Source organism: Campylobacter ureolyticus, assembly GCF_027277485.1.
Classification (GTDB): Bacteria; Campylobacterota; Campylobacteria; order Campylobacterales; family Campylobacteraceae; genus Campylobacter_B; species Campylobacter_B ureolyticus_B.
In genome coordinates this window covers 73229-98918 of the sequence record NZ_JAPXGQ010000003.1, presented here as the reverse complement: position 1 = coordinate 98918, position 25690 = coordinate 73229, and the positions used below count along the sequence as shown (strand labels likewise).

The window sequence follows — 25690 nt, the reverse complement described above, 5'->3', positions numbered from 1 at the left end:
TATTTGAGCCTTTTAGACTACTTGTTATCTCTAGTTAAAGAATCTACTTTTTTATTTAGATATAACTCTTTAGGCTCAAAATCCTTTAAATAATCAATATTTGCTTTTAAGTCTTTAAAAATATTTTCTTTTTGTATTTCATCTATAAAACCATAATTTTTTAAAATTTTATAAACCTTGTTTCTTATTCCACAAAAATATATGTTCAACTCATTTTTTTTACAATTATTATAAAAAATTTTTAATTCTCTATATCCAGTAGCATCAATTAAAGGAACATTTTCTAAATTTATAATAATTATTTTTGATTTAGGTTTAACTATATCTAGTAGCATATTAGAAAATTTCTCTGCAGCACCAAAGAAAAAAGGACCATTTATGTTATAAACAAGAACCCCATTTGGAATTTCTAATATTTTACCATCAGCATGTTTTAAATCTTTTGTGATCATTTCAAAATTTGTTAAATCACTCATTCGCTTCATAAATATAATCAAAGCAAATATCATACCAACTGATATACCAATAATCAAATCAAAAAATACCGTCAATAAAAATGTCGCAATAAATACAAAATAATCACTTTTTGGCGCTTTTTTGATTTGCTTAAAATACTCCCATTCACCCATATTATATGAAATTATCAGCAAAATCGCACCAAGAGATGCCATAGGTATGAGATTTACAAAATTTAGTAAAATCATAACCATACTAAATAAGGCAATTGAGCTTATAATAGCAGAAACAGGGCTTTTTGCACCATTTTTTATATTGGTTGCAGTTCTTGCAATTGCTCCAGTTACAGGAATACCGCCAATGGCCGCAGAGGCAATATTTGCTAAACCTTGTCCAATAAGTTCTATGTTTGAATTATGCCTATCATTTGTCATACCATCTGCAACCACCGCAGATAAAAGTGATTCTATGCCAGCTAAAACTGCAATTGTTATAGATGCTGGTATTAAAGACTTGATAAGCTCAAAGCTAATTCCATTAATATTTACAAAAGTTATTTTTAAATCCAAACTTCCAAACCTTGAACCAATAGTTTCAGCGGGAAGTGTAAAAACTGAACCAAAAGCGTTAAAACAACCACCGAAACTAACATACTAGGTATTAATTTACCAATTTTTGGAATTTTTGGCCATAGAATAATTATAAAAATAGATACTATAGTTATCAAAATTGCGTATAAATTTAGTGTTTGAATATTTTGTATGTAACACAAAATTTGTTCCATAAATTGAGCTGGAATTTTTTCAACGCCCAAACCTAAAATATCTTTTATTTGACTTGAAAAAATTGTTACAGCAATTCCGCTTGTAAATCCTGCTACAACTGGATACGGAATAATTTTATAATTTATCCACCTTTTAAAAAGCCTATAATTACAAGCATTATGCCTGCCATAATAGTTGCAATAGTTAATCCTAAAATACCATGTTGTTCTATGATACTATAAACAATTACTATAAATGCGCCAGTTGGCCCTGCTATTTGAAATTTTGACCCACCCAAAATGGCTACGATAAAACACCCAATAACAAGCCTCAGGTGTTACTCCTGATGCGATTCCAAGAGCTATAGATAGTGGCAATGCAACAATAGCTACTATAATACCTGCTGCCATATCGTTTAAAAACATCTTAAAATTATATTTTTTTAAGCTTATAAAAAACTCTGGAATAAAATCTTTCATATTATCTACCTGCATAAATTATTAATAAATACAATTCGCCTATTTAAATCTTAGTAAACATTATATCTTTTTATATTATAAAATGCTATTACTGTGATTTGGTTGCTAGATTTACATATAGGCAATTCTTAGGCCACTATAAAACACTATAAATTATATTAAACTATCCAAAATAGGAACTTTTATATTTTAAGATTTTTTAAAATATTGTATACACTATATATTGTTATAAAGACAAAGAAAAAATAGATTGGAAAAATGCAATTCTTAAAATACATACGAAATGAAATAAAAAAGAAAAATGACTTTGACTTAGAACTATTTATAGAATTAGCACTTTGTACTGGTGCAAGACTTGAAGGCATACTAAATATAAAGAAAAAAGATTTGTCCCTATCTTCACAAAGTGTAAATATAACCGATTTTAAAACAAAAAATAGTGATAAAAAACGATATACTGGATTTTTAAGTGATGAAGCACTAAATTTAATAAATAAAATCTATAATACACTATCACCAAATGATTTTCTTATAAATAAGCCTTATGCCACTATTAAAAATGTAGTTCAACCACTCTTAAATAAGCTTTTTAATCAAGGTTTAGCAAATGATGATTTTGCAAATAGAGTTGTGATACATACACTAAGACATACATTTGCTTCTCATCTAGCCATTAAAGGAACTCCTATTTTAACAATTAAAAAACTTATGAATCACTCAGATATAAACCATACTTTAAGATATGCTAAACTTGCTCCTGATAGTGGAAAAGATATGGTTAAAAAGCTTTATAATTAGGCTATTTATTTATAGAGCAATATAATTTCTCTACACTAACTCCACTAAAACAACACTATCATCACTTAAATTTTTAAGAGCATCTGTAAAGCCACTTTTACTAAATAAAACATAATGCTTAATTTTAAGAGTAGTTTTTATATTTTTAGATTTTTCTTTTAGGCTTTGTAAAATGTCAGTTCCTACTTTTTTATTTGAGTATTTACACTCAGCAACTATCAAATAATCTTTTGCTATACCCACAGCATCAATTTCTATATCCCTATCCCACCATCTACCACATTTTAATAAATCGTAATTATTTAAAAGATACTCTATACATAAATTTTCATAAACTGGCGATATAAAGCCATTAAAGCTCTCTTTTATTTTTTCTAAAACATAGTTTGTATTTCCAAACTCTAGCTGACTTTTATATGGTAAAACGAACTTAAACCAAAATCTAAAAAAGTTATCTTTTATAAAATAAAGTCCTTTTTTGCTCTTATTTGGATTGTTTTCAGTGATTGGAACATCTTTGTAGATAATATCAAGCTCTATAAGCTTTGAAATAAAAGATGTAATGTTTTGTACATTTTTATTTAATCTATTTGCAATATTGCCTAGTTTATGCTTACCATTTGCAATACTTTCTAAAATTGAAAAATATGTGCTTACTTCATTTACTTCATTTTGTAAAATAAATTGTGGCTCATTATAAAGATATGAGTTTAGATTTAATATATTTTTTTGAATATTTTCAAAGATATTGCCACTATCTTTAAATATCTCTAAATATTTAGGAACTCCATATAAAATACTATAAAGCTCTATTAACTCTATTTTTGATCTGCTTGGAAAAAACTCACTTAAATACTTAAATTTCAAAGCTTCAAGTTTGATAGAGCTAGTTCTTCTTCCATAAAGTGGTGATGAGTATGAAAGAGTTTGTGAATACATCATAGAAATAAGTGAGCCACAAAGGATAAGATGAATATTTTTATTTTTAAGTATTTCATCAACGATGAATTGAAACTGCGATGGCACAGAGCTATCAAGCTTGCTAAGATACTGAAACTCATCTATTATAATAACTAGCTTTTTATCAAATTTAGATCTTGCAATATAAGAAAAAATATGCTTTATATCGCTTATTTCAAGTGACTTTAACAAATCATCTTTTAAATACTCAGCTACTAAATTTTTAAATCTTTCTATAATTAAACCAATATTTTCTAAGGTTGCTAAAAAATAAATTGCTGGCTTATCTTTTAAAAACTCTTTTAAAAGAGTAGTTTTTCCAACTCTTCTTCTTCCATAAAGAATAGTCAAAGAAAATTTATTGTTCTTATAATCATCATTTAAAATTTTTAATTCATTACTTCTATTTACAAACATAATAATCTCTTTTTTATTTTTATTATTTTATCGTTTTTAAATTATAATAATATCAAAACTAACTTAAAAATAAGATTATAAAAACTATCTTTGCTTTTATAATCTCTAGTTAAGATGAAGCAGAAATTTATTTTATCTCTAAATCCATATCACTATAATTATCCTTTACTAGCTTTGTTTTTTCCATAAAAGCCGATAAAACTCCGCTTGTAGATTCGACATATTGTCTAATACATGATTCGTTTTCTCCATACTCCCTTGCAAATCTTTCATAACGTTTTCTAAATTCGTCAATGTCTTTGATAACAGATCTAATATCTGCGTAAATTCCTTCTCTTTTTTCTCTAGATTTTGTAATAGAATTTCTTCTATAACTGTTTGATTCATTTATCTTTCCTTTATTTATGTTTTCATATTTTTCTATTTTTTCTTGTTTTTGCTTTTTAAGCTCATTTAATGAATTTAAATCAATAAATTCTTCACTAAAAATTTCACCTTTAAAACGTCTTGATTTTTTAGCACCCAAGCATCTTACTGATATATAGTCTTTACCTATTCTAGTTACTGTAAAACCATTATCTTTTATAAAAGATATTAAATCATCTCTACATTTAAATTTTCCATTTTTATAAAATAAGTTTATATTTTGTTCTAAATCTAAATATTTTTTATCCAAATTTGTTTTTTTGAGCCTTTTAAAAAATGCTCTTTTTTAGGATTTTTTGGATTACTAAAGCCAAATCTTAGATTTATGCTATTTTGCCAAGAATCAACCTTATAAAAATCTTTTTTATGCCAATACGGATTAAAACTTTTTTTAGTTTTTAGATTTATCTTAGGGATTACAAAGTTTAGTTCTAACCTACCCTTATCACGATGTTCTACCCAAAGGATATTGTATTCATCTATGGCCTTACCAAAAATTAATTTCTCAAACTCATTCATAATTTCTATTTTTTTGCTAAATTCTATATTTGCTTCTTCAAAACTCAAACAACCAATACATACTTTTTGTTTTTTGTTGATGTTTTTTATTATATTTTTTGTAAGGTCTAGATAACCTTTTAGTAAACTAGCACTACCATCTTTAACTCTATAATTTAAAAGATAATCTATTCCCTTTACGGAACCACCACTTTTGTTTCTAAAAAATTTAACTACCATGTTTTATCTCCTATGTTTTTTGAAATTTCATTTAAAACATTATAAATTTCTATAAGAATTTTTAGTATATTTTCATTACTTACACACTCTTTGTTGTCTATTTTATACACCAATTGATTAAGATTGCTACCAACTTCGGATAGTTTATATACTACCTCTTTATCAAATTTATGCGTAGGAGGTTTTGTTTTAAATAAAGCCTGCCTAATATAGCGAGAAATACTTAGTCCAGTTAAATTTGCTTGAGATTTTATTTTCTCAAACAAATCATCATTAATCCTAATAGTTAATCTATGCTTTAACATACTTTTTGCCTTGCATTTGTTAAATACTCTGCTATTGAAATAAGCGTAAAAACTAATCTTGAATTTTTTGCACTTCCTACTTTAATAAAAGATGGCAAATCCCTACCATCTTTTATTCTTAAATCTAGAGTTGAAACAGCAATTCCAAGAGCTCTGGCAGTTTCTCTTCTGTTTAAGGACATTTTTTTTGGAAACTGTCGCTCTAAACTTTTTAAAGTTTGTTCGAAGTATAATTGACTATCCATATTTAATTCCTTTTTTATCTTTAATTATATAAACAGGAACACTTTTTTTTAAAAAAATAGATAAATTTTGAAATTTGTGATTAAAATGTGGTGATTTGTAGTAATTTAGAGTGATTTATAATAAGATTTGATCAAGACAATTTAAATGGATTTTTTATTATCGGTTTTTAGAATGTTTTACTCTAAAATTCCTAAAATATGAAGCAACTATTTGCTAGAACAATTTTTTTACAACCTGTGTATAAAACTTGTCTTCTCTTTGGTATTCTTTATGTTTATAGTCATGAGTGTAAGCGAAATAAAAATACAGATGTTTTATTATCTGCTTTTTTGCCTCTTATTCTTTTAATTTAAAAGTAACTTTCATCTGTTTCTATTTTACAATTAAAATTTAGATATTTTTCACATTCATTCATCATTGAAATTTTTATCTATTTTAGAATTTTATTTATTACATTTTTTGAAATATTACAAACTAAAACTATTTTTACTGCATCTATACAAAAACATTTTAAAATTTCTCTAAATTTATCCCTAAAATTATGAACAGATTATATAACTTTAAAGATTGTTATTTATCTTTATAGTGTGATCCGCATTGAATTATTTTTATTATTTCATTTTCTATTTTATAAACTATGCGATTTTTGCTATCAATTCTTCTACTATAGTATGCTGATAAATTACCACTTAATCTCTCAGGCTTGCCTATGCCATTATATTGATTCCTATCAATATCTTTAATTAAATCAATAATTCTTTTAAAAACTTTTTTATCTTTTTTTTGCCAATAACAAAACTCTTCCCACGCATCATCTGTAAAGGCTTTTAACATTAAAATATATCCTTAATTTTTCCACCAGTTTCTTCCATTTCTTTAGCATTTTTTTCAAGCCTTTTTAAATTTTCTTTCGAATAAAATGGATCAACTTTTAATTCAAATGGAATTCCTCCGTTATAAATCACTTGTTTAAAAAATGCGTTTGTTGCACTACTTATATTAAGTCCTAAATCACTAAAAATTTGTTCAACTTTCTTTTTATCATGATCACTTACTCTTATTGTTACAGTTGCCATTTTTATCTCCTTTATTTTATGAGTATTGTAGCACTTTATTATTACAATGTAAAGATATTAAAATAACTGTTTTAAATTATTTAAATTTCAAAGAATGCTATTTTTAATTTAAATCAATAGAAATTTAATTATAAAAACACTATTAATAAAAAATCTTTATTATTTTTTTAACAAACAAACTAAACTATGTTAAAAAAATCTATAAATTTTAACAAACAAACTAAGCTATGTTAAAAAAATCTATAAATTTTAACACTCTATACCTTTTTTTAATATATTAAAAAGACTAATATTTATATAAAAATTTGTATTTCCCAATTTTAAGCATTCCAATAAGCCAGTATCTTCACAAATTTTAAGATATTTTGATGCTGTTTGACGAGTAATGCCAAGCCTTTGAGAGATAAATTCTATTTTTGTATATGGATAAGAAAATAAAAGCTCCACAAAGTCTTTACTGTAAATTTTACTGTTAGTGGCTTGGAGTTTGGCTGAAAAAGTTTGCATTGCTTCGTTTATTTGAGATATGATTTTTATAGTTGCAATAGATGTTTTTTTAACTGCTGTTAAAATATAGCTTATCCACTCATTCCAGCTATTATTTTTACTGACATTTTCTAAAAGTCTATAATATTGCGTTTTATTTTGTATGATATATGCACTTAAATATAAAATTGGCAAATCTAAAAGTCCATTATATGTAAGATATAAAACATTACCATTTGTGTAAAAAATATGTTTGTTTAATATAGAGTTGTCTTTTTCATAAGATCAAAGCCCTTTTTTAAAGCAGCTTCATATCCAATAACCTCTTTTGCACTTTGCGTGATTGAGTTTTCATCCATTTGAGCTAAAAAAAGTTCATCATGTGTAGTGATGATATTTTCTACAGCACTAGAGTCTTTTGCCTCTTGTAGGACAAGAGAGTTTATCAAAATATTTTGATTTGGTATTGTATTTATAAAACCATTTAATTTTCCAAGTTCTCTTGAAGCACTAATTAAAAGTTGATAATTTTCAGCATTTAATTTTATATCAAGTGGCAATTCTTTTGGTATAAACTCTTTTTTATCCATTATGTTGCTCTTTTAAATTTTATAGTTTAATTATACTATATTTTATAAATCATTTATCCATAATTAAGGTTCGATAGACAGAGTTAAATCCAATTAATAAAATAATACAAAGTTGACTAAAATAATATTCTTATTTTTTATAATAAATATTTCATATCTTTATATGTAAAAACTATTAAAATATAGCTATATAAAAATTCATTTTTATTAAATTTATCTTAAAAATATCTATCTTTTAAAAACTATAAATATGAATTTTTGCTTTCAAAAGCTCTTAAGAAAGGTTCTTAGCTAACGAGATTTGTCAGACAAATAGTATCCTCGCCTAGATAAAAAATACTTTATATATTATTTCAAAAGCTGCATTTTTTTAAAAAATATATTTTTGTTTAGTCTTTTGCAAAATAAATTTATAATTTATACAAAATTTATGAACTGAAATAATTTTAAACGAACAATAATACTATGTGATAAACTAAAAATTTTGAAAAAAGTAAGAGCAAATATAAAACAAAAACCAAGATTGAAATAAAAATTTAAAGCCTCAATAATATCAATAAAATTTAGTTTTTAAAGTAAAATTTAAAACCCACAACTTCAGATTCTAAGATTTGTAAAAACATATTTAGAATATTAATATAATCTTAATAAGTATAAAAAATGGTGTCCCCAGCGAGATTCGAACTCACGGCCTCAAAATTAGGAATTTTGCGCTCTATCCAGCTGAGCTATGAGGACAAATTTATAAAATGGAAATATAAATTTCTACTTTATTATCTATATATTTTTCAAAATCGCTCAAATAAGAGCGTTTTATATCGCATGTCTTAAAATAGTTCCAAATTTTCATCCAAAGACTACTTACATCGGTCGCTATTTGCTTAACATCAGCTTCAAAAACTAAAAATTTACCACTTTGTATTTCTATCGAATCACAATCTTTGCAAACTCCACTTAAAGACTTTGTGGAACCAACTAACAAATCATAATCATCAAAATGTTTATTTTTATAATTAAAATAAACACCATAATTCACATCATTGAATAAATCACTATTGCTAAACTTTTTCCATAAATTTGGAATTGCAGCTGTATTTTGATTTAGTTCAAGCCTATTATTTGTGGTAACCTTATATCCAGTAATCTTCAGTGATTTATCTAAATAAAATTCACGCATACTTAACTTTTTTTAAAGGGTAGGAATCTATTTCCCACCCTTGAATTGTATCTTAGCCGTTTCTTTGCTTAATTATCTCTTCGCTTACATTTTTTGGAACCTCATCGTAGTGATCGAATTCCATTGAGTAAGTTGCACGACCTTGAGTTTGACTTCTTAAATCTGTTGAATAACCAAACATCTCAGCTAATGGGCAAAATGCATCAATTATTTTGTTTCCACCTCTATCGCCCATATTGTTAACTTGACCGCGGCGTTTATTGATATCACCTATAACATCACCCATATATTCTTCTGGTGTCTCAATTTCAACTTTCATAACTGGTTCAAGTATAACAGCTCCTGCTTTTCTAGCACCTTCTTTAAAGCCCATTGAAGCAGCTAGTTTAAATGCCATTTCAGAACTATCAACTTCGTGATAACTTCCATCATATACAGTTACCCTAACATCCTCAACTGGATATCCTGCTAAAACTCCACCTTGCATTGCTTCTTGGCAGCCTTTGTCAACAGCTGGAATATATTCTTTTGGAATAGCACCACCTTTAATATCGTTAACAAACTCATATCCAGTGCCTGGCTCAAGCGGTTCAAGTCGTAAATAAACATGACCATATTGACCACGACCACCTGATTGTTTAGCATATTTATATTCTTGCTCAACTGTTTTTCTAATAGTTTCACGATATGCAACTTGTGGCTTACCTATTTCAGCATCAACTTTAAACTCTCTAAGCATTCTATCAACGATAACTTCAAGGTGTAACTCACCCATACCACTAATAATAGTTTGACCGCTTTCTTCATCAGTCTTTACTTGAAAGCTTGGATCTTCTTGAGCTAATTTTTGAAGCGCAATGCCCATTTTTTCTTGATCTGCTTTTGTTTTAGGCTCAACCGCAACACTTATAACTGGATCTGGAAAATCCATTTTTTCAAGTATTACTTGATCTTTTTCTCCAGCTAATGTATCACCTGTTAGAGTATCTTTTAGTCCTACAACAGCACCAATTTCTCCAGCATAAAGTTCTTTAATCTCTTCTCTTTTATTTGAGTGCATTCTAAGAATTCTTCCAATTCTTTCTTTTTTACCTTTTACAGTGTTATAAACATAACTTCCACTTTCTAGGATACCTCTATAAACTCTAACAAAAGTAAGTTGACCAACAAAAGGATCTGTCATAATTTTAAATGCAAGTCCAGCAAATTCACCATCGTCTGATGATTCTACAAAAACCTCATCTCCGTTTTCATACTCGCCTCTAATATCAGCAACTTCATCAGGTGCTGGTAAATAATCAACAATTGCATCAAGAAGTGGTTGAACGCCTTTATTTTTAAAAGCGGTTCCGCACATCATAGGAATCATACTTAAATTTAAACAAGCTTTTTTAATACCCTCTTTAATCTCATCTACACTTAATTGTTCACCACTGAAGTATTTATCCATTAATGCATCATCGGTCTCAGCAACAGCTTCAATTAATTTATCATGGTATTCTTTTGCCTTATCTAGTAGTTCAGCTGGGATTTCTCTTTCAACATAAGTTGTTGGTTTTGTTTCATCTTCCCAAACTAAAGCTTTCATATTTATTAAATCAACAACGCCTTTAAAGTCATCTTCTGCACCAATTGGAATTTGAAGCGGCACAGGATTTGCTTTTAGTCTATCTTTAATTTGTTGTTCAACATTGTAGAAATTAGCTCCAACTCTGTCCATTTTATTGACAAAAACAATTCTTGGAACATGGTATTTGTTTGCTTGTCTCCAAACAGTTTCACTTTGAGGTTGAACACCACCAACTGAACAAAATACCGCAACAGCACCATCTAAAACTCTCATTGATCTTTCAACTTCTATTGTAAAATCAACGTGTCCTGGGGTGTCTATAAGGTTGATTTGGTGATTTTTCCAAAAACATGTTGTAGCAGCTGATGTAATTGTGATGCCTCTTTCTTTTTCTTGAGCCATCCAGTCCATTGTAGCTGTACCTTCATGAGTTTCGCCAATTTTATGACTAACTCCTGTAAAGAATAAAATTCTCTCACTTGTTGTTGTTTTACCGGCATCAATATGAGCAGCGATACCGATATTTCTAACCATATGTAAAGGTGTTTTTCTAGCCATAATAATAGCTCCTTACCAGCGGTAATGAGCAAAAGCTTTATTTGCCTCTGCCATTTTATATGTGTCTTCTTTTTTCTTAAATGAAGCACCTTTTGAACTTGCGGCATCCATAAGCTCATAAGCTAATTTTTCTATCATAGTTCTTTCACTTCTTTTTCTTGAAAATGAAATAATCCATCTAATAGCCAAAGCTTGTTGTCTTACTGGTCTAACCTCAACAGGAACTTGGTATGTCGCACCACCTACTCTTCTTGATTTAACTTCTAAAATAGGCTTAACATTTTCAATAGCATCATTAAAAACATCTATACCTTTTACATCTTCGCTTTTGCTATCGATAAGATCTAAAGCACCATACATTATTCTTGTTGCAGTGCTTTTTTTACCATCATACATAAGTGCATTAATAAATTTAGTGACTACTTTATTGCCATAAATAGGATCAGGCATTACTTCCCTAACGGGAGCTCTTCTTCTTCTCATATTATTTTTCCTTCAAATTTATAAAATTTTACTCAAACTTAGCCAAATCAAGGGCTAGTCTGTTTTTGTTAGCTAAACTATTTTTTAGGGCGTTTAGCACCGTATTTAGATCTTGAAACAGTTCTTTTTGCAACGCCTGCTGTATCCAATGCTCCACGAACAATATGATACTTAACACCAGGTAAGTCTTTTACTCTTCCGCCTCTTACTAAAACGATAGAGTGCTCTTGTAGGTTGTGACCTTCACCACCTATATAACTAATAACTTCAAATCCACTTGTAAGCCTAACTTTGGCAACTTTTCTCAAAGCTGAGTTTGGTTTTTTAGGAGTTGTTGTATAAACCCTAGTGCAAACTCCTCTTCTTTGAGGACAATTTTGTAACGCTGGTGATTTTGATTTTTGAATCACTTTTTTGCGTTCTTTTCTGACCAATTGATTAATGGTTGGCACAATAATTCCTTTCATCATTAAATTTATTAAAAAGACCTAATGTTATCTAAAAACTGCTTAAAAAATGTTAAAACCTGCTAAATATCAAAGATTTAACAGTCACTATTGCAAAATAGATGATTTTTAAATTTCTTCATAATTACCTTTTTTTATAAAACCAGTATCATCTTTTAAAATTTTACCTCTTGAAATAACAAATTTGATATCAAAATTTTTATCTAACAATAGAATATCAGCATCATAACTAGGTAAAATTTGACCTTTGAAATTATCAAGTCCTATACTTTTTGCAACATTTACCGTTACAAAAGGAAGAATTTCTTCTATCTTATAACCTGCTTTCATAAAATTTAAAAATTCGTTATATAATGCTTTTACGGTAGCAACTCCCATATTTATGAGTTTTCCATCTTTATCATAATTTGAATAGCTTCCATATCCATCAGAGCTAAAAGTTAGTTTATCAAGAGGGATATTATCTTTGGTTAGTTCTTTGTAGGCTTTAAGTGGTGTAAATCTATCTTGACTATAGCATGTCAAATCAACATATCCGCCATCTTTTAAAAATTGCTTTCCTTGGTCAAAAAGCCTTTCATTTCTATTGACATGAGTTGGTTGAAAAAAGGTTATTGGGATATCAAATTCGCTTAAAACTTCATAGATTAAGCCAAGTCCTTTTTTGCCATCACCAACATGTAAAGTTGTATGACCACTTTTTTTAGCTATCATACCACTTACTCTTCCAGTGCTAGCTATTTTTGCAAGTTCATCTTTTGTAATACTTGCCGAACGATGATCTGAAATAGCAAGTTTTATACCAATAATAGGCTCTATAAAAATTATATCTTTTTCAATGCTGTTAGTTAGAGTTGGGCTTGGAAATGCATAAGCACCAGTATGAGCGTAGCATGAAATTCCCTCCTCTTTTAAGGCATAGGCTTTTGCTACTAAATTTTCAACACTTCTTGTAGTGCTATCTGTTCCAAGAAGTCCCACAACTGTTGTTATACCTCCATCAATAAGTCTTGAAAGAGTTATTTCAGGTGCTCTTGAAGAAAAACCTCCCTCCCCGCCACCGCCAGTTATATGCACATGCTTATCTATAAAACCAGGAATAGCTATATATTTTGAAGCATCTATAATTTTTATAAAAGAATTCGTTATATTTATTTCATCATCTATGTGAATAATTTTTTCACCAGCTACTAAAATATCTTTTTTTCCTACAAATTTAGGAGTATAAAGTTTTACATTTTTTATAAGTAACATATTTTAAAATCCTTTAATCATTTTTTATGCTAAATTTACCACCACCACAAAACAATAAGCACAAAGATGCGCCTAAATAAAGATAAACTATCTCAGGTACAAGTCCGCCAAAATTTGTAACAGCGAAAAGCTTATCCATATATGCAACATACAAAATCGTACAAGATGTTGCTATTAACATAATAGAGGCAAAGCGGGTATAAATTCCAAATATTATCATAACTGGTGCTAAAATTTCACCAAGATATACAAAATAAGATAAAAATGAAGGTATTTTAGCACTTATAAGAAGTGAAGCAACAGGCTCTATTCCAAATTTTAGTTTAAAAAGTCCATGATATAAAACACAAATTCCTAAAAATATTCTAAGAATTAATAATCCAAAATTTGGATAATTTAAATATTTAGACATAAATTTCTCCTAAATAAATTTATGTCATTATACAAAATTTATCTAAATTTCAAAAGGGACGACCTTTTGAAATTTAGCATTTTAAAGTTATTTATTAGATCTTATTTTAACTTTATCTTTTTTATAAAGTCCTGTTCCAACAGGAATCATCTTTCCTAAAATAACATTTTCTTTCAAATCTTCTAGATAGTCAAATTTACCAGAAATACTTGATTCGGTTAAAACTTTAGTAGTTTCTTGGAAAGATGCAGCTGAAATAAAACTATCGCTTCCAATAGCCGCTCTTGTAACACCAAGTAAAATAGGCTCTGCAATAGCTGGCTCACCGCCCATTTTCATAACTCTTTGGTTCTCAGCCCTAAATTTACGCCTACTTACCAAATCTCCTACAATAAAGCTTGTATTTCCACTATCTAAAATACTAACTTGTCTTAACATTTGAGAAACAATAATCTCAATATGTTTGTCATTAATAGCAACACCTTGGCTTCTATAAACTTGTTGAATCTCGCTTATTAGATATTGATGGAGTGCTTTTTCACCTAAAATTCTAAGAACATCTTGGCTGCTTATGAGTCCATCAGTTAACTTTTCACCAGCATGAACAAACTCACCTTCTCTTACTTGGATTTGAAGAGATTTATCAATTGTGTGTTCAACCTCAAGACCATCAGGAGATTCAATAATAATCTTTTCTTTTGAACGAAGTGCCTTTCCAAATTTAACAACACCGTCAATTTCAGCTATAACAGCTGCATTTTTTGGTTTTCTAGCTTCAAAAAGCTCACTAACCCTTGGAAGACCTCCAGTAATATCGCTTGATTTTGCTACGGCTTTTGGAGTTTTTGCTAAAGTATCAGCCAAAGCTACTTTTTGCCCATTTGATACATAAATAACAGTTTTTGGTTCTATTTGATAAGTCAGAGTTTTGCTATCAGTAACTACACTAATAGTTGGCTTTATGCCTTGTGGCAAATACTCATTTACAACTAAACGAGTCTGTCCTGTAAGCTCATCATACTGTTCAGTTGCACTAAATCCTGGCTCAATCCCCTCAAAACTTACAACACCACTATCTTCTGCAATAATTGGAGTTGAATATGGATCCCACTGAGCTATTATAATTTTTTCATTTTTCTTAGGTTTAAATATGACATCACCATTTTTTACTTTGCTATTATCGTCAAATTCAACAATAGAAGTCCTAGGGATATAATATCTTGCAGCCTCTCTATCGTCATCATCAGCAACTACCACAAAAAGACCTTTTTCTTTTACTTCGTAACCTTTTTTAATATCTCTAATTCTTGTAAGTGAAGCACCATCAAGAATATAAAATTTAAGTGTTCCACTTGAACTAGTTTTTGTTACTTGACTAATAGGTTCACCATCATCTATATGAATTTCGCTTGCATATGGGATACGGCCTGGAACGTGCCAACCCTCTTTTATAATTTCAACTATACTTTCTGAAGCTGTTACTTTGTCACCATTTTTATATGGAAGATAAAACTTGCCTTCTATCTTACCGCTAACTCCTGCTAACTCATTTACTTTTGCAATATTATGTTTTCTAATAGTATGTTTTTCTTCTTTATCTTTTGATTTTACTGTTAAAATAACATCTTCATATGAAGTTTCAACTTCTAAAACTCCATCAAATGAAGCTTTTATCTTTGGTTCAACAATTAAAATAGCCGCATTTCTTCTATTTGCAACTATTTGCTTTCCTTTGTTTTCGTAAGTTTTTATATTGTAATACCTTACAAAACCCTCACTTTTTGCTAGAATTTGGTGATCTTGTTGCTCTGTTGAGGCTGTTCCACCAACATGGAATGTTCTAAGTGTTAGCTGAGTTCCTGGCTCACCAATTGATTGAGCTGCAATAATTCCAACTGCCTCTCCTGGTTTTACCATTTTACCTTCACCCAAATTTATTCCATAACATTTTGCACAAACACCTTTTTTAGCTTTACAAGTAATTGGTGTTCTAATGCTTACTGCTTTAATTCCGGCTTCTGTTATCTCTTTTGCAATTTGTGCATCTATTAAAGTACCTTGAGAAAAAAGTATTTCATTTGTGATTGGATCAATTACATCATCACTTAAAACTCTTCCAACAATTCTATCTTCCAAGCTCTCTATTAAAGCACCATTTGCAGTTATTTCCGCTATTTCAATACCTTCATGGGTTCCACAATCATGCATTGTAATTTTAACATTTTGACCAACATCAATTAGTTTTCTTGTTAAATATCCAGCATTTGCAGTTTTTAACGCAGTATCTGCAAGACCTTTTCTAGCACCGTGAGTTGAAATGAAATACTCAAGCACATTCAATCCCTCACGGAAATTTGAAGTAATTGGAGTTTCAATAATACTTCCATCAGGTTTTGCCATAAGTCCTCTCATACCAGCAAGTTGACGAATTTGTGCAGCACTACCTCTAGCTCCACTATCTGCCATCATATAAATAGAGTTGAATCCACTTTGATCATTTTCAATTAAATTCATCATCTCTCTTGCGACTTTAGTATTTGTGTTTGTCCATATATCGATGATTTTGTTATATCTTTCACTATCTGTTAAAAGACCTACGCCATACTGACTTTGTATTTCTTTAACCTCTTTTTTGGCCTCTTCTACATATTTTACTTTTGACTTTGGAGTTATTATATCCGCCATAGAAATACTTACTGCAGCCTTTGTAGCCCAGTCAAATCCTAAATCTTTTAAATCATCTAAGAATTTTGCTGTTACTTCAAGCCCGCCCTTTTCATAAACTTGATCAATTAAATTCGCAATATCTTTTTTCTTTAAAATTTTATTCCACATTTTTTCATCTATAAAATCAGGAATAATTGATTTTAAAATAAGTCTTCCTGCTGTTGTGAATACTGTATTTGAATCAATCATAGTTTTTATTTTTGCATGAACATCTAAATATCCACTATCAACAGCTATCATAACCTCATCAACGCTTGAATAAATTTTATTTGTTCCTTTTGCATTTTCTTTTTCCAAAGATAGATAATAAAGTCCTAAAACCATATCTTGTGAAGGAACACAAACTGCTTTTCCACTTGCAGGAAGTAATATATTCATTGAGCTTAGCATTAAAACTTTACATTCTGCGATGGCTTCTTGAGAAAGTGGCACGTGAACAGCCATTTGATCTCCATCAAAGTCAGCGTTAAAAGCAGCACAAACAAGTGGGTGAAGCTTTATCGCTTTTCCATCAACCAATACTGGATGAAAGGCTTGAATTGACATTTTGTGAAGTGTTGGAGCACGGTTTAGCATGATAGGATAGTTCTTAACAACCTCTTCTAAGCATTCCCAAACCTCAACTGCCTTGTCATCAAGCATTTTTTTAGCTTGCTTTACAGTTGCAGCATATCCTTTTTCTTGAAGTCTTGCAATTAAATGTGGCTTGAAAAGTTCTAGTGCCATAGTTTTTGGCAGACCACATTGATCCATTTTTAGATTTGGCCCAATAACAATAACTGAACGACCTGAAAAATCAACCCTTTTTCCAAGTAGATTTTGACGAAATCTTCCTTGTTTTCCTTTTATAATTTCACTTAAAGATTTTAAAGGTCTTTTGTTTGCTCCTTTTACAGCATTTGCGCGTCTTCCGTTATCAAAAAGAGCATCAACTGCTTCTTGAAGCATTCTTTTTTCATTTCTTATAATTATTTCAGGAGCGTCAAGTTCTAAAAGTCTTTTAAGCCTTGTATTTCTATTTATTACTCTTCTATATAGATCATTTACATCGCTTACTGCAAATTTACCACCATCTAGACTAACCAAAGGTCTAAGCTCAGCTGGTAAAACTGGAAGAGCTGTTATCATCATCCATTCTGGTTTATTATTAGAAGATAAAAAGCTCTCTACAACTTTTAATCTTTTTATAATATCTTTTTTTCTAGCCTCTGATTTTGTTGACTCCATAGCCTCTTTAAGTTCTGCAACTATGGAAACTAAATCAAGCTCACTTAAAAGCTTATGTATAACTTCTCCACCCATTGCAGCACTAAAGCCTGTATTATAAAATCTACTACTTAAAAGTTGATATTGTTCTTCATTTAAAACTTCATATTTCTCAACTTTTTTGGTATTTTCATTATCGTAATATGCATCACCTGGATTATCTACTATGTAAGCTTCATAGTATAAAACTCTCTCAAGATCTTTCATTCTAACACCTAAAAGAGTACCAATTCTACTTGGAAGTGAGTTTACATACCAAATATGTGCAACCGGAGTAACTAACTCAATATGTCCCATTCTAGTTCTTCTAACTTTAGAGCTTGTTACTTCAACACCACACTTTTCGCATCTATGCCCCTCAAATCTCATTTTTTTATATTTGCCACATAGACACTCATAATCCCTTATTGGTCCAAAAATTTTAGCACAAAAAAGCCCATCTCTTTCAGGCTTTAGAGTTCTATAATTTATTGTTTCAGGTTTTTTTACTTCTCCATGACTCCAAGCTCTTATCTCTTCAGGGCTTGCAAGCTGAATTTGAACTGCATCAAAGTCGTGAGGTCTTTTATTTTCAGTTATCTCAATTTTTGCGAAATCACTCATTATCCTCATCCTCTTTTTTAAATATATTTATATCAAGTGCTAATGATTTAAGCTCTTTTGTTAAAACAAAAAATGTTTCAGGAACACCTGCTGATGGAACATTTTCACCTCTAATTAAAGCTTTATAAGCTTCAAGTCTACCATCAATATCATCTGATTTAATTGTTAGCATTTCTCTTAATGTGTAAGCCGCACCATAAGCTTCTAATGCCCAAACTTCCATTTCTCCAAATCTTTGACCACCACTTAGTGCTCTACCACCTACAGGTTGTTGTGTAACAAGAGAATATGGCCCTGTGCTTCTTGCATGAACTTTTTCATCAACAAGGTGATGAAGCTTTAGATAATACATACAACCTACATTTACTCTTTCTTTAAATTTTTCACCAGTTCTTCCATCATAAAGTTCTGTTTTACCATCCGGATCAATATTTGCCATTTTGAATAACTTTTCAAAATCCTCAGGCACAATACCTTCAAAAATAGGTGCAGCAAATTTAATACCATGACTCCAATCTCTTGCATATTTTAAAAGTTCATCATCGCTTAATTTTTCTAAAGTTTTTTTAGCATTCATAAGTTTTGAAGTACTTGCGATATCAATCATTTTTGCTCTTAAATTTTTAATCCATTCACCTGTTTTTTCTTCCATCATTTTTTCAATTTGTTCGCCAAGTTTTACACCAACTAAACCTAAGTGGCTCTCCATAATTTGTCCAATATTCATACGGCTTGGAACACCTAATGGGTTTAAAACTATATCAACTCTTTTTCCGCTTGGAAGATATGGCATATCAACTTCTGGAACTATATTAGAAACAATACCTTTATTTCCATGACGACCAGCCATTTTATCACCAACTTTTAGCTTTCTCTTCGTTGCGATATAAACTTTTACAAGTTTTACAACACCACTTGGTAAAATATCATCTTTTTCTAAAATTTCAAGCTTTTCATCATGATCTTCTTTTAGCTTTTTCTTCTCGTTTTGGAAGTGATTTTTTATATCATCATATTCGGTTTGAATTGATTTTTCGTAAGATTTTATAAAGCTATTTAAAGCAAATCTATTACTTTCTTCAAGATCACTTCTTGGAACGAAATCACCTTTTTTAAATTCCAACTTACCAAGTTTTCCATCTTCTTTTAATGGCTTTTTTTCAAGTAAAGATGAAACCATTAAAGTTTCTTCTCTATCTAACATCAAAAGTCTATCATGGTGTTCTTTTTCAAGGGTTGTTTTTTCAGCCTCATACGCTTTTATAGCTCTTGAGTCTTTTTCATATCCTTTTTTTGTAAATATCTTAACATCTATAACAACACCTTCAGTTGAGGAATTTGCATATAATGATTTATTTACAACATGACCCGCTTTTTCTCCAAAAATTGCTCTTAAAAGTCTCTCTTCAGGAGTTGGCTTAACTTCACCTTTTGGGGTTACTTTACCAACTAAAATCATTCCAGATCTTACCTCAGTACCAATTTTTACGATTCCACTTTCATCAAGATGGATAAGCTCTTCTTCTTTTACATTAGGAATGTCTCTAGTTATCTCTTCAACACCATCTTTTAATTCTCTTGCTTCAATACTTTTTTCATAAACATGAATACTTGTATATTCATCATTTCTAATCATCTTTTCACTCATAACAACGGCATCTTCGTAGTTGTATCCATGCCAAGGCATAAATGCAACAAGAGCATTTTTACCAAGAGCAAGTTCGCCATCATGCATACTTGCACCATCTGCTATGATTTGACCAGCTTTTATTTCGTCGCCTTTATTAATAATTGGATGCTGAGAAAACATTGTGTTTTGATTTGTTCTTAAGTTTTTTTCCATTGAGTAATGATCTATAAAAGGACCACTTTCATCTTCACCTAAAATAAATATGTTTTTACTATCTACTTTTTCTACAATTCCAGCTCTTTTTGCTTTTACAGCTGTCCAAGAATCTCTTGCAATGGTAGCTTCCATACCTGTTCCAACAATTGGAGCAATTGGCTTTAGAAGCGGAACTGCTTGTCGTTGCATGTTTGAACCCATCAAAGCTCTGTTTGCATCATCGTGCTCCAAAAATGGAATAAGTGAAGCTGCAACACCAGCTATCATGCCAGAACATAAGTCAATCAAACCTACTTCTTCTTTTCTAGCTAATATATTTTCACCATCTTTTCTAGCCTCTAAAAACTCATCAAGTAAATTTCCATCCTCATCAACTTTAGCTGAGGCAGGCGCTATTACAATTCCTTCTTCTTGTGTAGCTGTTAAATAAACTATATCGTCAGTTACTTTTGAGTTTACCACTTTTCTATAAGGTGCCTCAACAAAACCTAAGTCATTCACTTTTGCATAAGTAGCAAGTGTATTTATAAGACCGATGTTTTGTCCTTCTGGTGTCTCAATAGGGCAAATCCTACCATAATGAGTTGGATGAACATCTCTTACCTCAAATCCTGCTCTTTCTTTTACAAGACCACCCTGTCCAAGAGCTGAAAGTCTTCTTTTATGGGTTATTTCACTTAATGGGTTTGTTTGATCCATAAATTGGCTAAGCTGCCCAACTGTGAAAAATTCCATCAATGTAGTTGTTATAATTCTTGCATTTATTAAATCATGTGGCATTAACTCATCTACATTATTACTAAGTGTTGTAAATTTGTCTCTTATAGTTTTTTGCATCTTTACAAGACCTAGATGAGTTTCATTTGCCAAAAGCTCTCCAATAGATCTAATTCTTCTATTTCCTAAATGATCTCTATCATCTATAAAGCCTTTTCCATTTTTAACACCAATTAGATATTTTGCGGTTTTTATAATATCTTCACTTGTCATTACAGTTACATACTCAGGGACTTCAATACCAAGCTTGTGATTCATTTTCATACGACCAACTTTTGTTAAATCGTATCTTTCTGGATTAAAGAAAAGATCATTTATAAACTCTCTTGCTGCCTCTTTTACAACAGGCTCACCAGGACGCATAACTTTGTAAATTCTAATTGCTGCAAGATCATTTTCATTATCTATTTTTTCAAGTTGTTGAAGTGTTTTTAGGGTGTCGCCATCTTGCAGAAATGAGTTAATAACACTATTATCAACACCATCAGCAAGGTCATTTATTATGGTAATTTCTTTCTGTGATTTTAAAATTTTTTCTATCTTTGTTTCATCAAGCAATGATAAAGTATCGTATAAAATTTCTCCACTTTCATTATTTATAATAGGATCAAAAAGATATCTTTCAAGCAATACATCAATTGGATATTCTACATATTCCAAACCATCATCAATAAGTTTTTTAGCCTTACTTGGAGTAAGTCTTTTTCCAGACTGATGAACAATGTTTCCTTTTGGATCTTTTATATCATATTCTAACCTTGTTGTATAGTCTTTTGGATCAAATTTTGTTAAAAATTTACCTTTTTCAACACGAAGTGTTTTTATAGGATAAAAAAGTTTTATAATATCTTGTTTTCCATATCCAAGTGCCCTAAATAAAATAGTTATAGGCATTTTTCTTTTATTATTTATACGGACATATAAAATATCTTTTGCATCATATTCAAAATAAAGCCAACTACCTCTATCTGGTATTATTTGTGCTGTATAAATTCTTTTGTTTGATACTGTTGGACTCTCTTCTTCTTTAAAAATAACACCAGGACTTCTATGAAGTTGATTTACAACAACTCTTTCAACTCCATTTATGATAAAAGAAACTCTATCAGTCATTAAAGGAATATCTCTTAAAAATATCTCTTGTTCTTTTATTTCTTTAATTCCTGTTTTTTCTCCAGTTTTTTCATCTTTATCATAAATAACAAGTCTAATTTTCATTTTTGAGCTTACGGAGTAGGTTAATCCTCTTTCTACGCATTCTCTAATTGAATACTTTGGTTTTAAAATTTCATAATCAACATATTCTAAACTAAGTCTGTTTTGTGGATCGTGTATAGGAAAAATTGATTTTATGGCTCTTTCCATACCGCTTTCAACACTGTCTTTTTTATATAAAAAACTATCAAAACTCTTTTTTTGTAATTGTAATAAATTTGGAATATCAATCTCTTTTTTGGCTTTTGAAAAATCAACCCTAAGACGATTTCCAGAATATAGGCTATTTAGCATTTGACCACCTCATGGCAAAATTTGAAAGAAAAATTGGTGCTAAAGTTAGCACGAAATGTTTTGAAGGGAAAATTACTCCCTTCATTTTTGTTTTATTTAAGCTCGACTTTAGCTCCAGCTTCTTCAAGTTGTTTTTTAGCTGCTTCAGCATCTTCTTTACTGATTCCTTCTTTAAGAGTTGAAGGTGTTTTTTCAGTAGCATCTTTTGCTTCTTTAAGTCCTAATCCTGTTAGAGCTCTTACAACTTTAATAACATTGATTTTTTTATCACCTGCATCAAGTAATACAACATCAAATTCTGTTTTTTCATCTGCACTATCACCACCTGCTGCACCACCTGCTGCACCTGCAACCATTACTGGTGCTGCACTAACACCGAATTTCTCTTCAAATTCTTTAACTAATTCACTTAACTCTAAAACTGTTAAATTAGAAATATATTCTAATACATCTTCTTTTGTAATTGCCATTTATTATCTCCTAAATTTTTATTATTTATGCTGATTGTTCTTTTTTTTCTTTAAGCGCATTTAAGCCGATTGTAAAATTTTGAATCGGTGCATTCCAAACTTGCAAAAGCATTGCAATAAGCTCTTCGCGACCTGGTAGTTTGGAAAGTGCTTCAACTTTACTAACATCACAAACTTCGCCATCAATATGAGCAGATTTTATAATAAAATTTTTATTTTTTTCTGCATATTTGAAAGCTACTTTTGAAACATTTAGCTGATCGCCCCAAAGAAAAATATTGGTATCTTTTAACTCTAATCCTGTTTTTTCTACACTATTTAAAGCAATTCCAGCTAATGTGTTTTTTATAACTTGAACTTTTACATCAGATTCTTTGGCTGCTTTTCTTAACTCTTCAAGTGAAGAAACACCAATTCCTCTATAATCAGCTACAATAACACCGTCAGCTTCTTTAAAGCTTTCAGTTAGCTTTGAAACAAGAGCTACCTTATCTTCTCTAGTCAACTTTTCTCCTTTCCGATCAGTGATTTCAAGCAGAGAGAATTACTTCAATTAAGCCCAAAGGCCTCTGGCTATCTCTAATCTAAAATATATTATTTATCTTATTTTAAATCAATTATTTCTTGTGAATCAAGATTAACTGATGGACTCATTGTAAGTGATAAAGCTGCATTTTTAACATATCTACCCTTTGCAGTGGCAGGCTTATGTTTATTTATCTCTTTAATAAAAGTAGTTAAATTTGCCATAATCTCTTCTTTTGAAAAGCTTACTTTGCCAATGCCTGCATGAATGTTACCTTGCTTATCAACTCTAAAGTTAACTTGTCCACCTTTTGCATTTTTAACAGCCTGTGCTACATCCATTGTAACAGTGCCTGTTTTTGGGTTTGGCATAAGACCTTTAGGTCCTAAAATTCTACCAACTTTACCAACTAAACCCATTAGATTTGGTGTAGCTATTAAAACATCAAAATTGATGTTACCTTTTTGAATTTCTTCAACCAAATCATCATCACCAACTATATCGGCACCTGCATTTTTAGCTTCATCAGCTTTAATATCTTTTGCAATAACTGCTACTCTTACCACTTTACCTGTGCCTGATGGAAGAACAACTGAACCTCTTACCATTTGGTCTGCATATTTTGGATCAACATTTAGCTTTAATGCTATTTCAACTGTTTCATCAAATTTAGCAGATGAAAGTGTTTTTACAGTAGATACCGCTTCTTCAAGCGAGTAATTTTTTTCAGAATCAACTTTTTTTAATAATTCCGTAAATCTTTTTGAATTTTTTCTCATAAATTTCTCCGCATTAATTTTGCTTCCACCTTTTTATCCTTGGTGGTAAAAGGATTTTAATCAACTACGGTTATACCCATAGATTTTGCAGAACCAGCTATAATTCTAGCAGCTTGCTCTTTGTCTGTTGTATTTAAATCAGCAATTTTTTTCTCAACTATCTCTAAAACTTGTGCTTTTGTTAAAGTAGCAACTTTATTTTTTAGAGGATTATCTGAGCCTTTGCTAATTCCAGCAGCTTTTTTTATTAAATCTGTTGCTGGCGGTTGTTTTGTCACAAATGTAAAACTTTTATCAGCATAAACAGTTATTATAACAGGAATGTTAAAACCTGCCATATCTTTTGTTTTTTCATTAAAAGCTTTACAAAACTCCATAATATTTACACCTTGCTGACCAAGTGCTGGACCTACCGGAGGACTTGGATTTGCCTTTGCAGCAGCAATTTGTAGTTTAATCTGACCTGTTACTTTCTTAGCCATTAGACTATCTCCTTAATCTTAAACAATTTTCTCAACTTGTGAATATAATATTTCAACTGGGGTACTTCTACCAAATATAGAAACATTTAGCTTTAAAGTTCCATGTATCATATCATACTCTTCTACAGTTCCAATAAAATTTGCAAAAGGACCTTCTTTTATTCTCACGCTTTCACCCTCATCAAAAGAAATTTTTGGTTTTGGTGCAGCTCTTTTATTAACTTTATCCAAAATCATTTCAACATCTTTATCACTTAAGGCTGAAGGTTTTTTACTTTCGCCAATAAAACGACTAACTTTTGGCAAGCTTTGAATTTTATGCCAAAGTGCAGTATCTAAATCAAGTTTAGCAAAACAATAACCAGGATAAAGGCTTTTCTCCTTTATTGTTTGCTTGCCATTTTTAATATCTATTAAATCTTCAGTTGGAACAACAACTTGCTCCACTTTATCTTGCAATCCTTGATTTTCTACTAAAGTCTCAATTGCATTCTTTACACTCATTTCAGAACCAGCATAAGTCTGTATAGCATACCATCTGTGTGCCATCATCACACCTCACACTATCTTAGAAATGGTAAAAGACATAATTAAATCAACCAAAGCCAAAAATACAGATACAGCAAAAACTACGATAATAACCATCACAAAAGCATTCCTAATTTGCTCTTTTGTTGGAAATATTACCTTATCTAGTTCTATTTTTGATTGATATATATAACTTTTAATTTTTTCCATCATTAAACCTTTTGGTGGCAGGGCAAGAGGGATTCGAACCCCCAACCTGCGGATTTGGAATCCGACGCTCTACCGTTGGAGCTATTGCCCTAACTAATCTTAACTTTTTAGTTTAACCTCTTTATGAACTGTGTGTTTTTTAAGTCTTGGACAATACTTTTTAAGCTCCAGTTTCTCAGTAGTAGTTTTACTATTTTTATATGTAGTGTAGTTTATATCTCCACTCTCACTGCATTTTAAACCAACTTTTATTCTCATATGGGACTTCCTTAAATAAAAAATAAGAGTGAGACAAGCTCACTCTT

At 30.2% G+C, this 25690-nt stretch carries 27 protein-coding genes, 2 tRNA genes and 1 pseudogene; 1 reads left to right on the top strand and 29 read right to left on the bottom strand.

Annotated features, from left to right (window positions below; genetic code table 11):
• Positions 1-17 precede the first annotated feature (17 nt).
• From O6B72_RS02495 to O6B72_RS09515, 3 genes and pseudogenes are all read right to left on the bottom strand, one after another.
• Entirely contained in the window at positions 18-1025 is a 1008-nt protein-coding gene (locus O6B72_RS02495; RefSeq protein ID WP_269492103.1) for a SulP family inorganic anion transporter, read from the bottom strand.
• Complete coding sequence (locus O6B72_RS02490; protein WP_269492149.1) at positions 1016-1303, bottom strand: hypothetical protein; 288 nt, start codon at positions 1301-1303, stop codon at positions 1016-1018. Before O6B72_RS02490 ends, O6B72_RS02495 begins: the two co-directional genes overlap by 10 nt.
• Before the next feature lie 59 nt (positions 1304-1362).
• A pseudogene (locus O6B72_RS09515) lies at positions 1363-1630 on the bottom strand (SulP family inorganic anion transporter).
• A gap of 327 nt (positions 1631-1957) precedes the next feature.
• On the opposite strand from O6B72_RS09515, the gene O6B72_RS02480 reads away from it, so the two are divergent.
• The gene (locus O6B72_RS02480; protein WP_269492101.1) at positions 1958-2497 is read left to right on the top strand and encodes a tyrosine-type recombinase/integrase; all 540 of its coding nucleotides are present in this window, start codon (positions 1958-1960) and stop codon (positions 2495-2497) included.
• Positions 2498-2527: 30 nt separating this feature from the next.
• Here the strand turns inward: O6B72_RS02480 and O6B72_RS02475 are convergent, their stop codons facing one another.
• The 26 genes from O6B72_RS02475 to rpmG all read right to left on the bottom strand — a co-directional run bounded on the left by O6B72_RS02475 (position 2528) and on the right by rpmG (position 25643).
• Positions 2528-3874: an ATP-binding protein gene (locus tag O6B72_RS02475; protein ID WP_269492100.1), complete on the bottom strand. Its 1347-nt coding sequence runs from the start codon at positions 3872-3874 to the stop codon at positions 2528-2530.
• Positions 3875-4001: 127 nt separating this feature from the next.
• Positions 4002-4550 carry a hypothetical protein gene (locus tag O6B72_RS02470; RefSeq protein WP_269492099.1) on the bottom strand — a complete coding sequence of 183 codons (549 nt, stop codon included), beginning with the start codon at positions 4548-4550 and terminating at the stop codon, positions 4002-4004.
• The gene (locus O6B72_RS02465) at positions 4532-5038 is read right to left on the bottom strand and encodes a relaxase/mobilization nuclease domain-containing protein (protein WP_269492098.1); all 507 of its coding nucleotides are present in this window, start codon (positions 5036-5038) and stop codon (positions 4532-4534) included. Before O6B72_RS02465 ends, O6B72_RS02470 begins: the two co-directional genes overlap by 19 nt.
• Positions 5032-5343 (bottom strand): plasmid mobilization protein, encoded by a 312-nt coding sequence (locus tag O6B72_RS02460; RefSeq protein WP_269492097.1) that lies wholly within the window; start codon positions 5341-5343, stop codon positions 5032-5034. Before O6B72_RS02460 ends, O6B72_RS02465 begins: the two co-directional genes overlap by 7 nt.
• Positions 5337-5588, bottom strand: coding sequence for a hypothetical protein (locus tag O6B72_RS02455; RefSeq protein WP_269492096.1), 252 nt, complete (start codon positions 5586-5588; stop codon positions 5337-5339). The genes O6B72_RS02460 and O6B72_RS02455 overlap by 7 nt, the downstream gene beginning before the upstream one ends.
• A gap of 571 nt (positions 5589-6159) precedes the next feature.
• A complete protein-coding gene (locus O6B72_RS02450; protein ID WP_269492095.1) occupies positions 6160-6423 on the bottom strand; it encodes a Txe/YoeB family addiction module toxin in 264 nt (87 codons plus the stop codon).
• Positions 6423-6665, bottom strand: coding sequence for a type II toxin-antitoxin system RelB/DinJ family antitoxin (locus O6B72_RS02445; RefSeq protein WP_269492094.1), 243 nt, complete (start codon positions 6663-6665; stop codon positions 6423-6425). Before O6B72_RS02445 ends, O6B72_RS02450 begins: the two co-directional genes overlap by 1 nt.
• A gap of 249 nt (positions 6666-6914) precedes the next feature.
• Positions 6915-7346, bottom strand: coding sequence for a Fic family protein (locus tag O6B72_RS02440; RefSeq protein ID WP_269492093.1), 432 nt, complete (start codon positions 7344-7346; stop codon positions 6915-6917).
• 62 nt (positions 7347-7408) lie between these two features.
• Entirely contained in the window at positions 7409-7741 is a 333-nt protein-coding gene (locus tag O6B72_RS02435) for a Fic/DOC family N-terminal domain-containing protein (protein ID WP_269492092.1), read from the bottom strand.
• Positions 7742-8402: 661 nt separating this feature from the next.
• Positions 8403-8479 (bottom strand) — tRNA-Arg (locus O6B72_RS02430).
• A 4-nt stretch (positions 8480-8483) separates the two neighbouring features.
• Positions 8484-8918 carry a GyrI-like domain-containing protein gene (locus O6B72_RS02425; protein WP_269492091.1) on the bottom strand — a complete coding sequence of 145 codons (435 nt, stop codon included), beginning with the start codon at positions 8916-8918 and terminating at the stop codon, positions 8484-8486.
• A gap of 52 nt (positions 8919-8970) precedes the next feature.
• Positions 8971-11046, bottom strand: coding sequence for an elongation factor G (gene fusA, locus O6B72_RS02420; protein WP_101636951.1), 2076 nt, complete (start codon positions 11044-11046; stop codon positions 8971-8973).
• A 12-nt stretch (positions 11047-11058) separates the two neighbouring features.
• Positions 11059-11529, bottom strand: coding sequence for a 30S ribosomal protein S7 (gene rpsG, locus O6B72_RS02415; RefSeq protein WP_016646698.1), 471 nt, complete (start codon positions 11527-11529; stop codon positions 11059-11061).
• A gap of 77 nt (positions 11530-11606) precedes the next feature.
• A complete protein-coding gene (rpsL, locus tag O6B72_RS02410; RefSeq protein WP_016646697.1) occupies positions 11607-11981 on the bottom strand; it encodes a 30S ribosomal protein S12 in 375 nt (124 codons plus the stop codon).
• Between the two features lie 123 nt (positions 11982-12104).
• Positions 12105-13250, bottom strand: a complete 1146-nt coding sequence (gene iadA / locus O6B72_RS02405; protein WP_101636952.1) for a beta-aspartyl-peptidase — start codon at positions 13248-13250, stop codon at positions 12105-12107.
• A gap of 13 nt (positions 13251-13263) precedes the next feature.
• Positions 13264-13662 (bottom strand): DoxX family protein, encoded by a 399-nt coding sequence (locus tag O6B72_RS02400; RefSeq protein WP_101636954.1) that lies wholly within the window; start codon positions 13660-13662, stop codon positions 13264-13266.
• An 87-nt stretch (positions 13663-13749) separates the two neighbouring features.
• On the bottom strand, positions 13750-18258 hold the full coding sequence (rpoC, locus tag O6B72_RS02395; RefSeq protein ID WP_101636955.1) for a DNA-directed RNA polymerase subunit beta': 4509 nt from the start codon (positions 18256-18258) through the stop codon (positions 13750-13752).
• Entirely contained in the window at positions 18251-22390 is a 4140-nt protein-coding gene (gene rpoB, locus O6B72_RS02390) for a DNA-directed RNA polymerase subunit beta (RefSeq protein WP_269492090.1), read from the bottom strand. Before rpoB ends, rpoC begins: the two co-directional genes overlap by 8 nt.
• A 92-nt stretch (positions 22391-22482) precedes the next feature.
• Positions 22483-22860 (bottom strand): 50S ribosomal protein L7/L12, encoded by a 378-nt coding sequence (rplL, locus tag O6B72_RS02385; RefSeq protein ID WP_018712749.1) that lies wholly within the window; start codon positions 22858-22860, stop codon positions 22483-22485.
• 25 nt (positions 22861-22885) lie between these two features.
• The gene (gene rplJ, locus O6B72_RS02380) at positions 22886-23365 is read right to left on the bottom strand and encodes a 50S ribosomal protein L10 (protein WP_024962198.1); all 480 of its coding nucleotides are present in this window, start codon (positions 23363-23365) and stop codon (positions 22886-22888) included.
• A gap of 98 nt (positions 23366-23463) precedes the next feature.
• Positions 23464-24165 carry a 50S ribosomal protein L1 gene (rplA, locus tag O6B72_RS02375; protein ID WP_018712751.1) on the bottom strand — a complete coding sequence of 234 codons (702 nt, stop codon included), beginning with the start codon at positions 24163-24165 and terminating at the stop codon, positions 23464-23466.
• A 56-nt stretch (positions 24166-24221) separates the two neighbouring features.
• Positions 24222-24647 (bottom strand): 50S ribosomal protein L11, encoded by a 426-nt coding sequence (gene rplK / locus O6B72_RS02370; RefSeq protein ID WP_016646690.1) that lies wholly within the window; start codon positions 24645-24647, stop codon positions 24222-24224.
• 18 nt (positions 24648-24665) lie between these two features.
• On the bottom strand, positions 24666-25196 hold the full coding sequence (gene nusG, locus O6B72_RS02365; RefSeq protein ID WP_016646689.1) for a transcription termination/antitermination protein NusG: 531 nt from the start codon (positions 25194-25196) through the stop codon (positions 24666-24668).
• A 9-nt stretch (positions 25197-25205) separates the two neighbouring features.
• Positions 25206-25385: a preprotein translocase subunit SecE gene (secE, locus tag O6B72_RS02360; RefSeq protein ID WP_018712752.1), complete on the bottom strand. Its 180-nt coding sequence runs from the start codon at positions 25383-25385 to the stop codon at positions 25206-25208.
• 15 nt (positions 25386-25400) lie between these two features.
• Positions 25401-25476, bottom strand: a tRNA-Trp gene (locus tag O6B72_RS02355).
• A gap of 8 nt (positions 25477-25484) precedes the next feature.
• The gene (gene rpmG, locus O6B72_RS02350; protein WP_016646688.1) at positions 25485-25643 is read right to left on the bottom strand and encodes a 50S ribosomal protein L33; all 159 of its coding nucleotides are present in this window, start codon (positions 25641-25643) and stop codon (positions 25485-25487) included.
• Between the last annotated feature and the right edge of the window lie 47 nt (positions 25644-25690).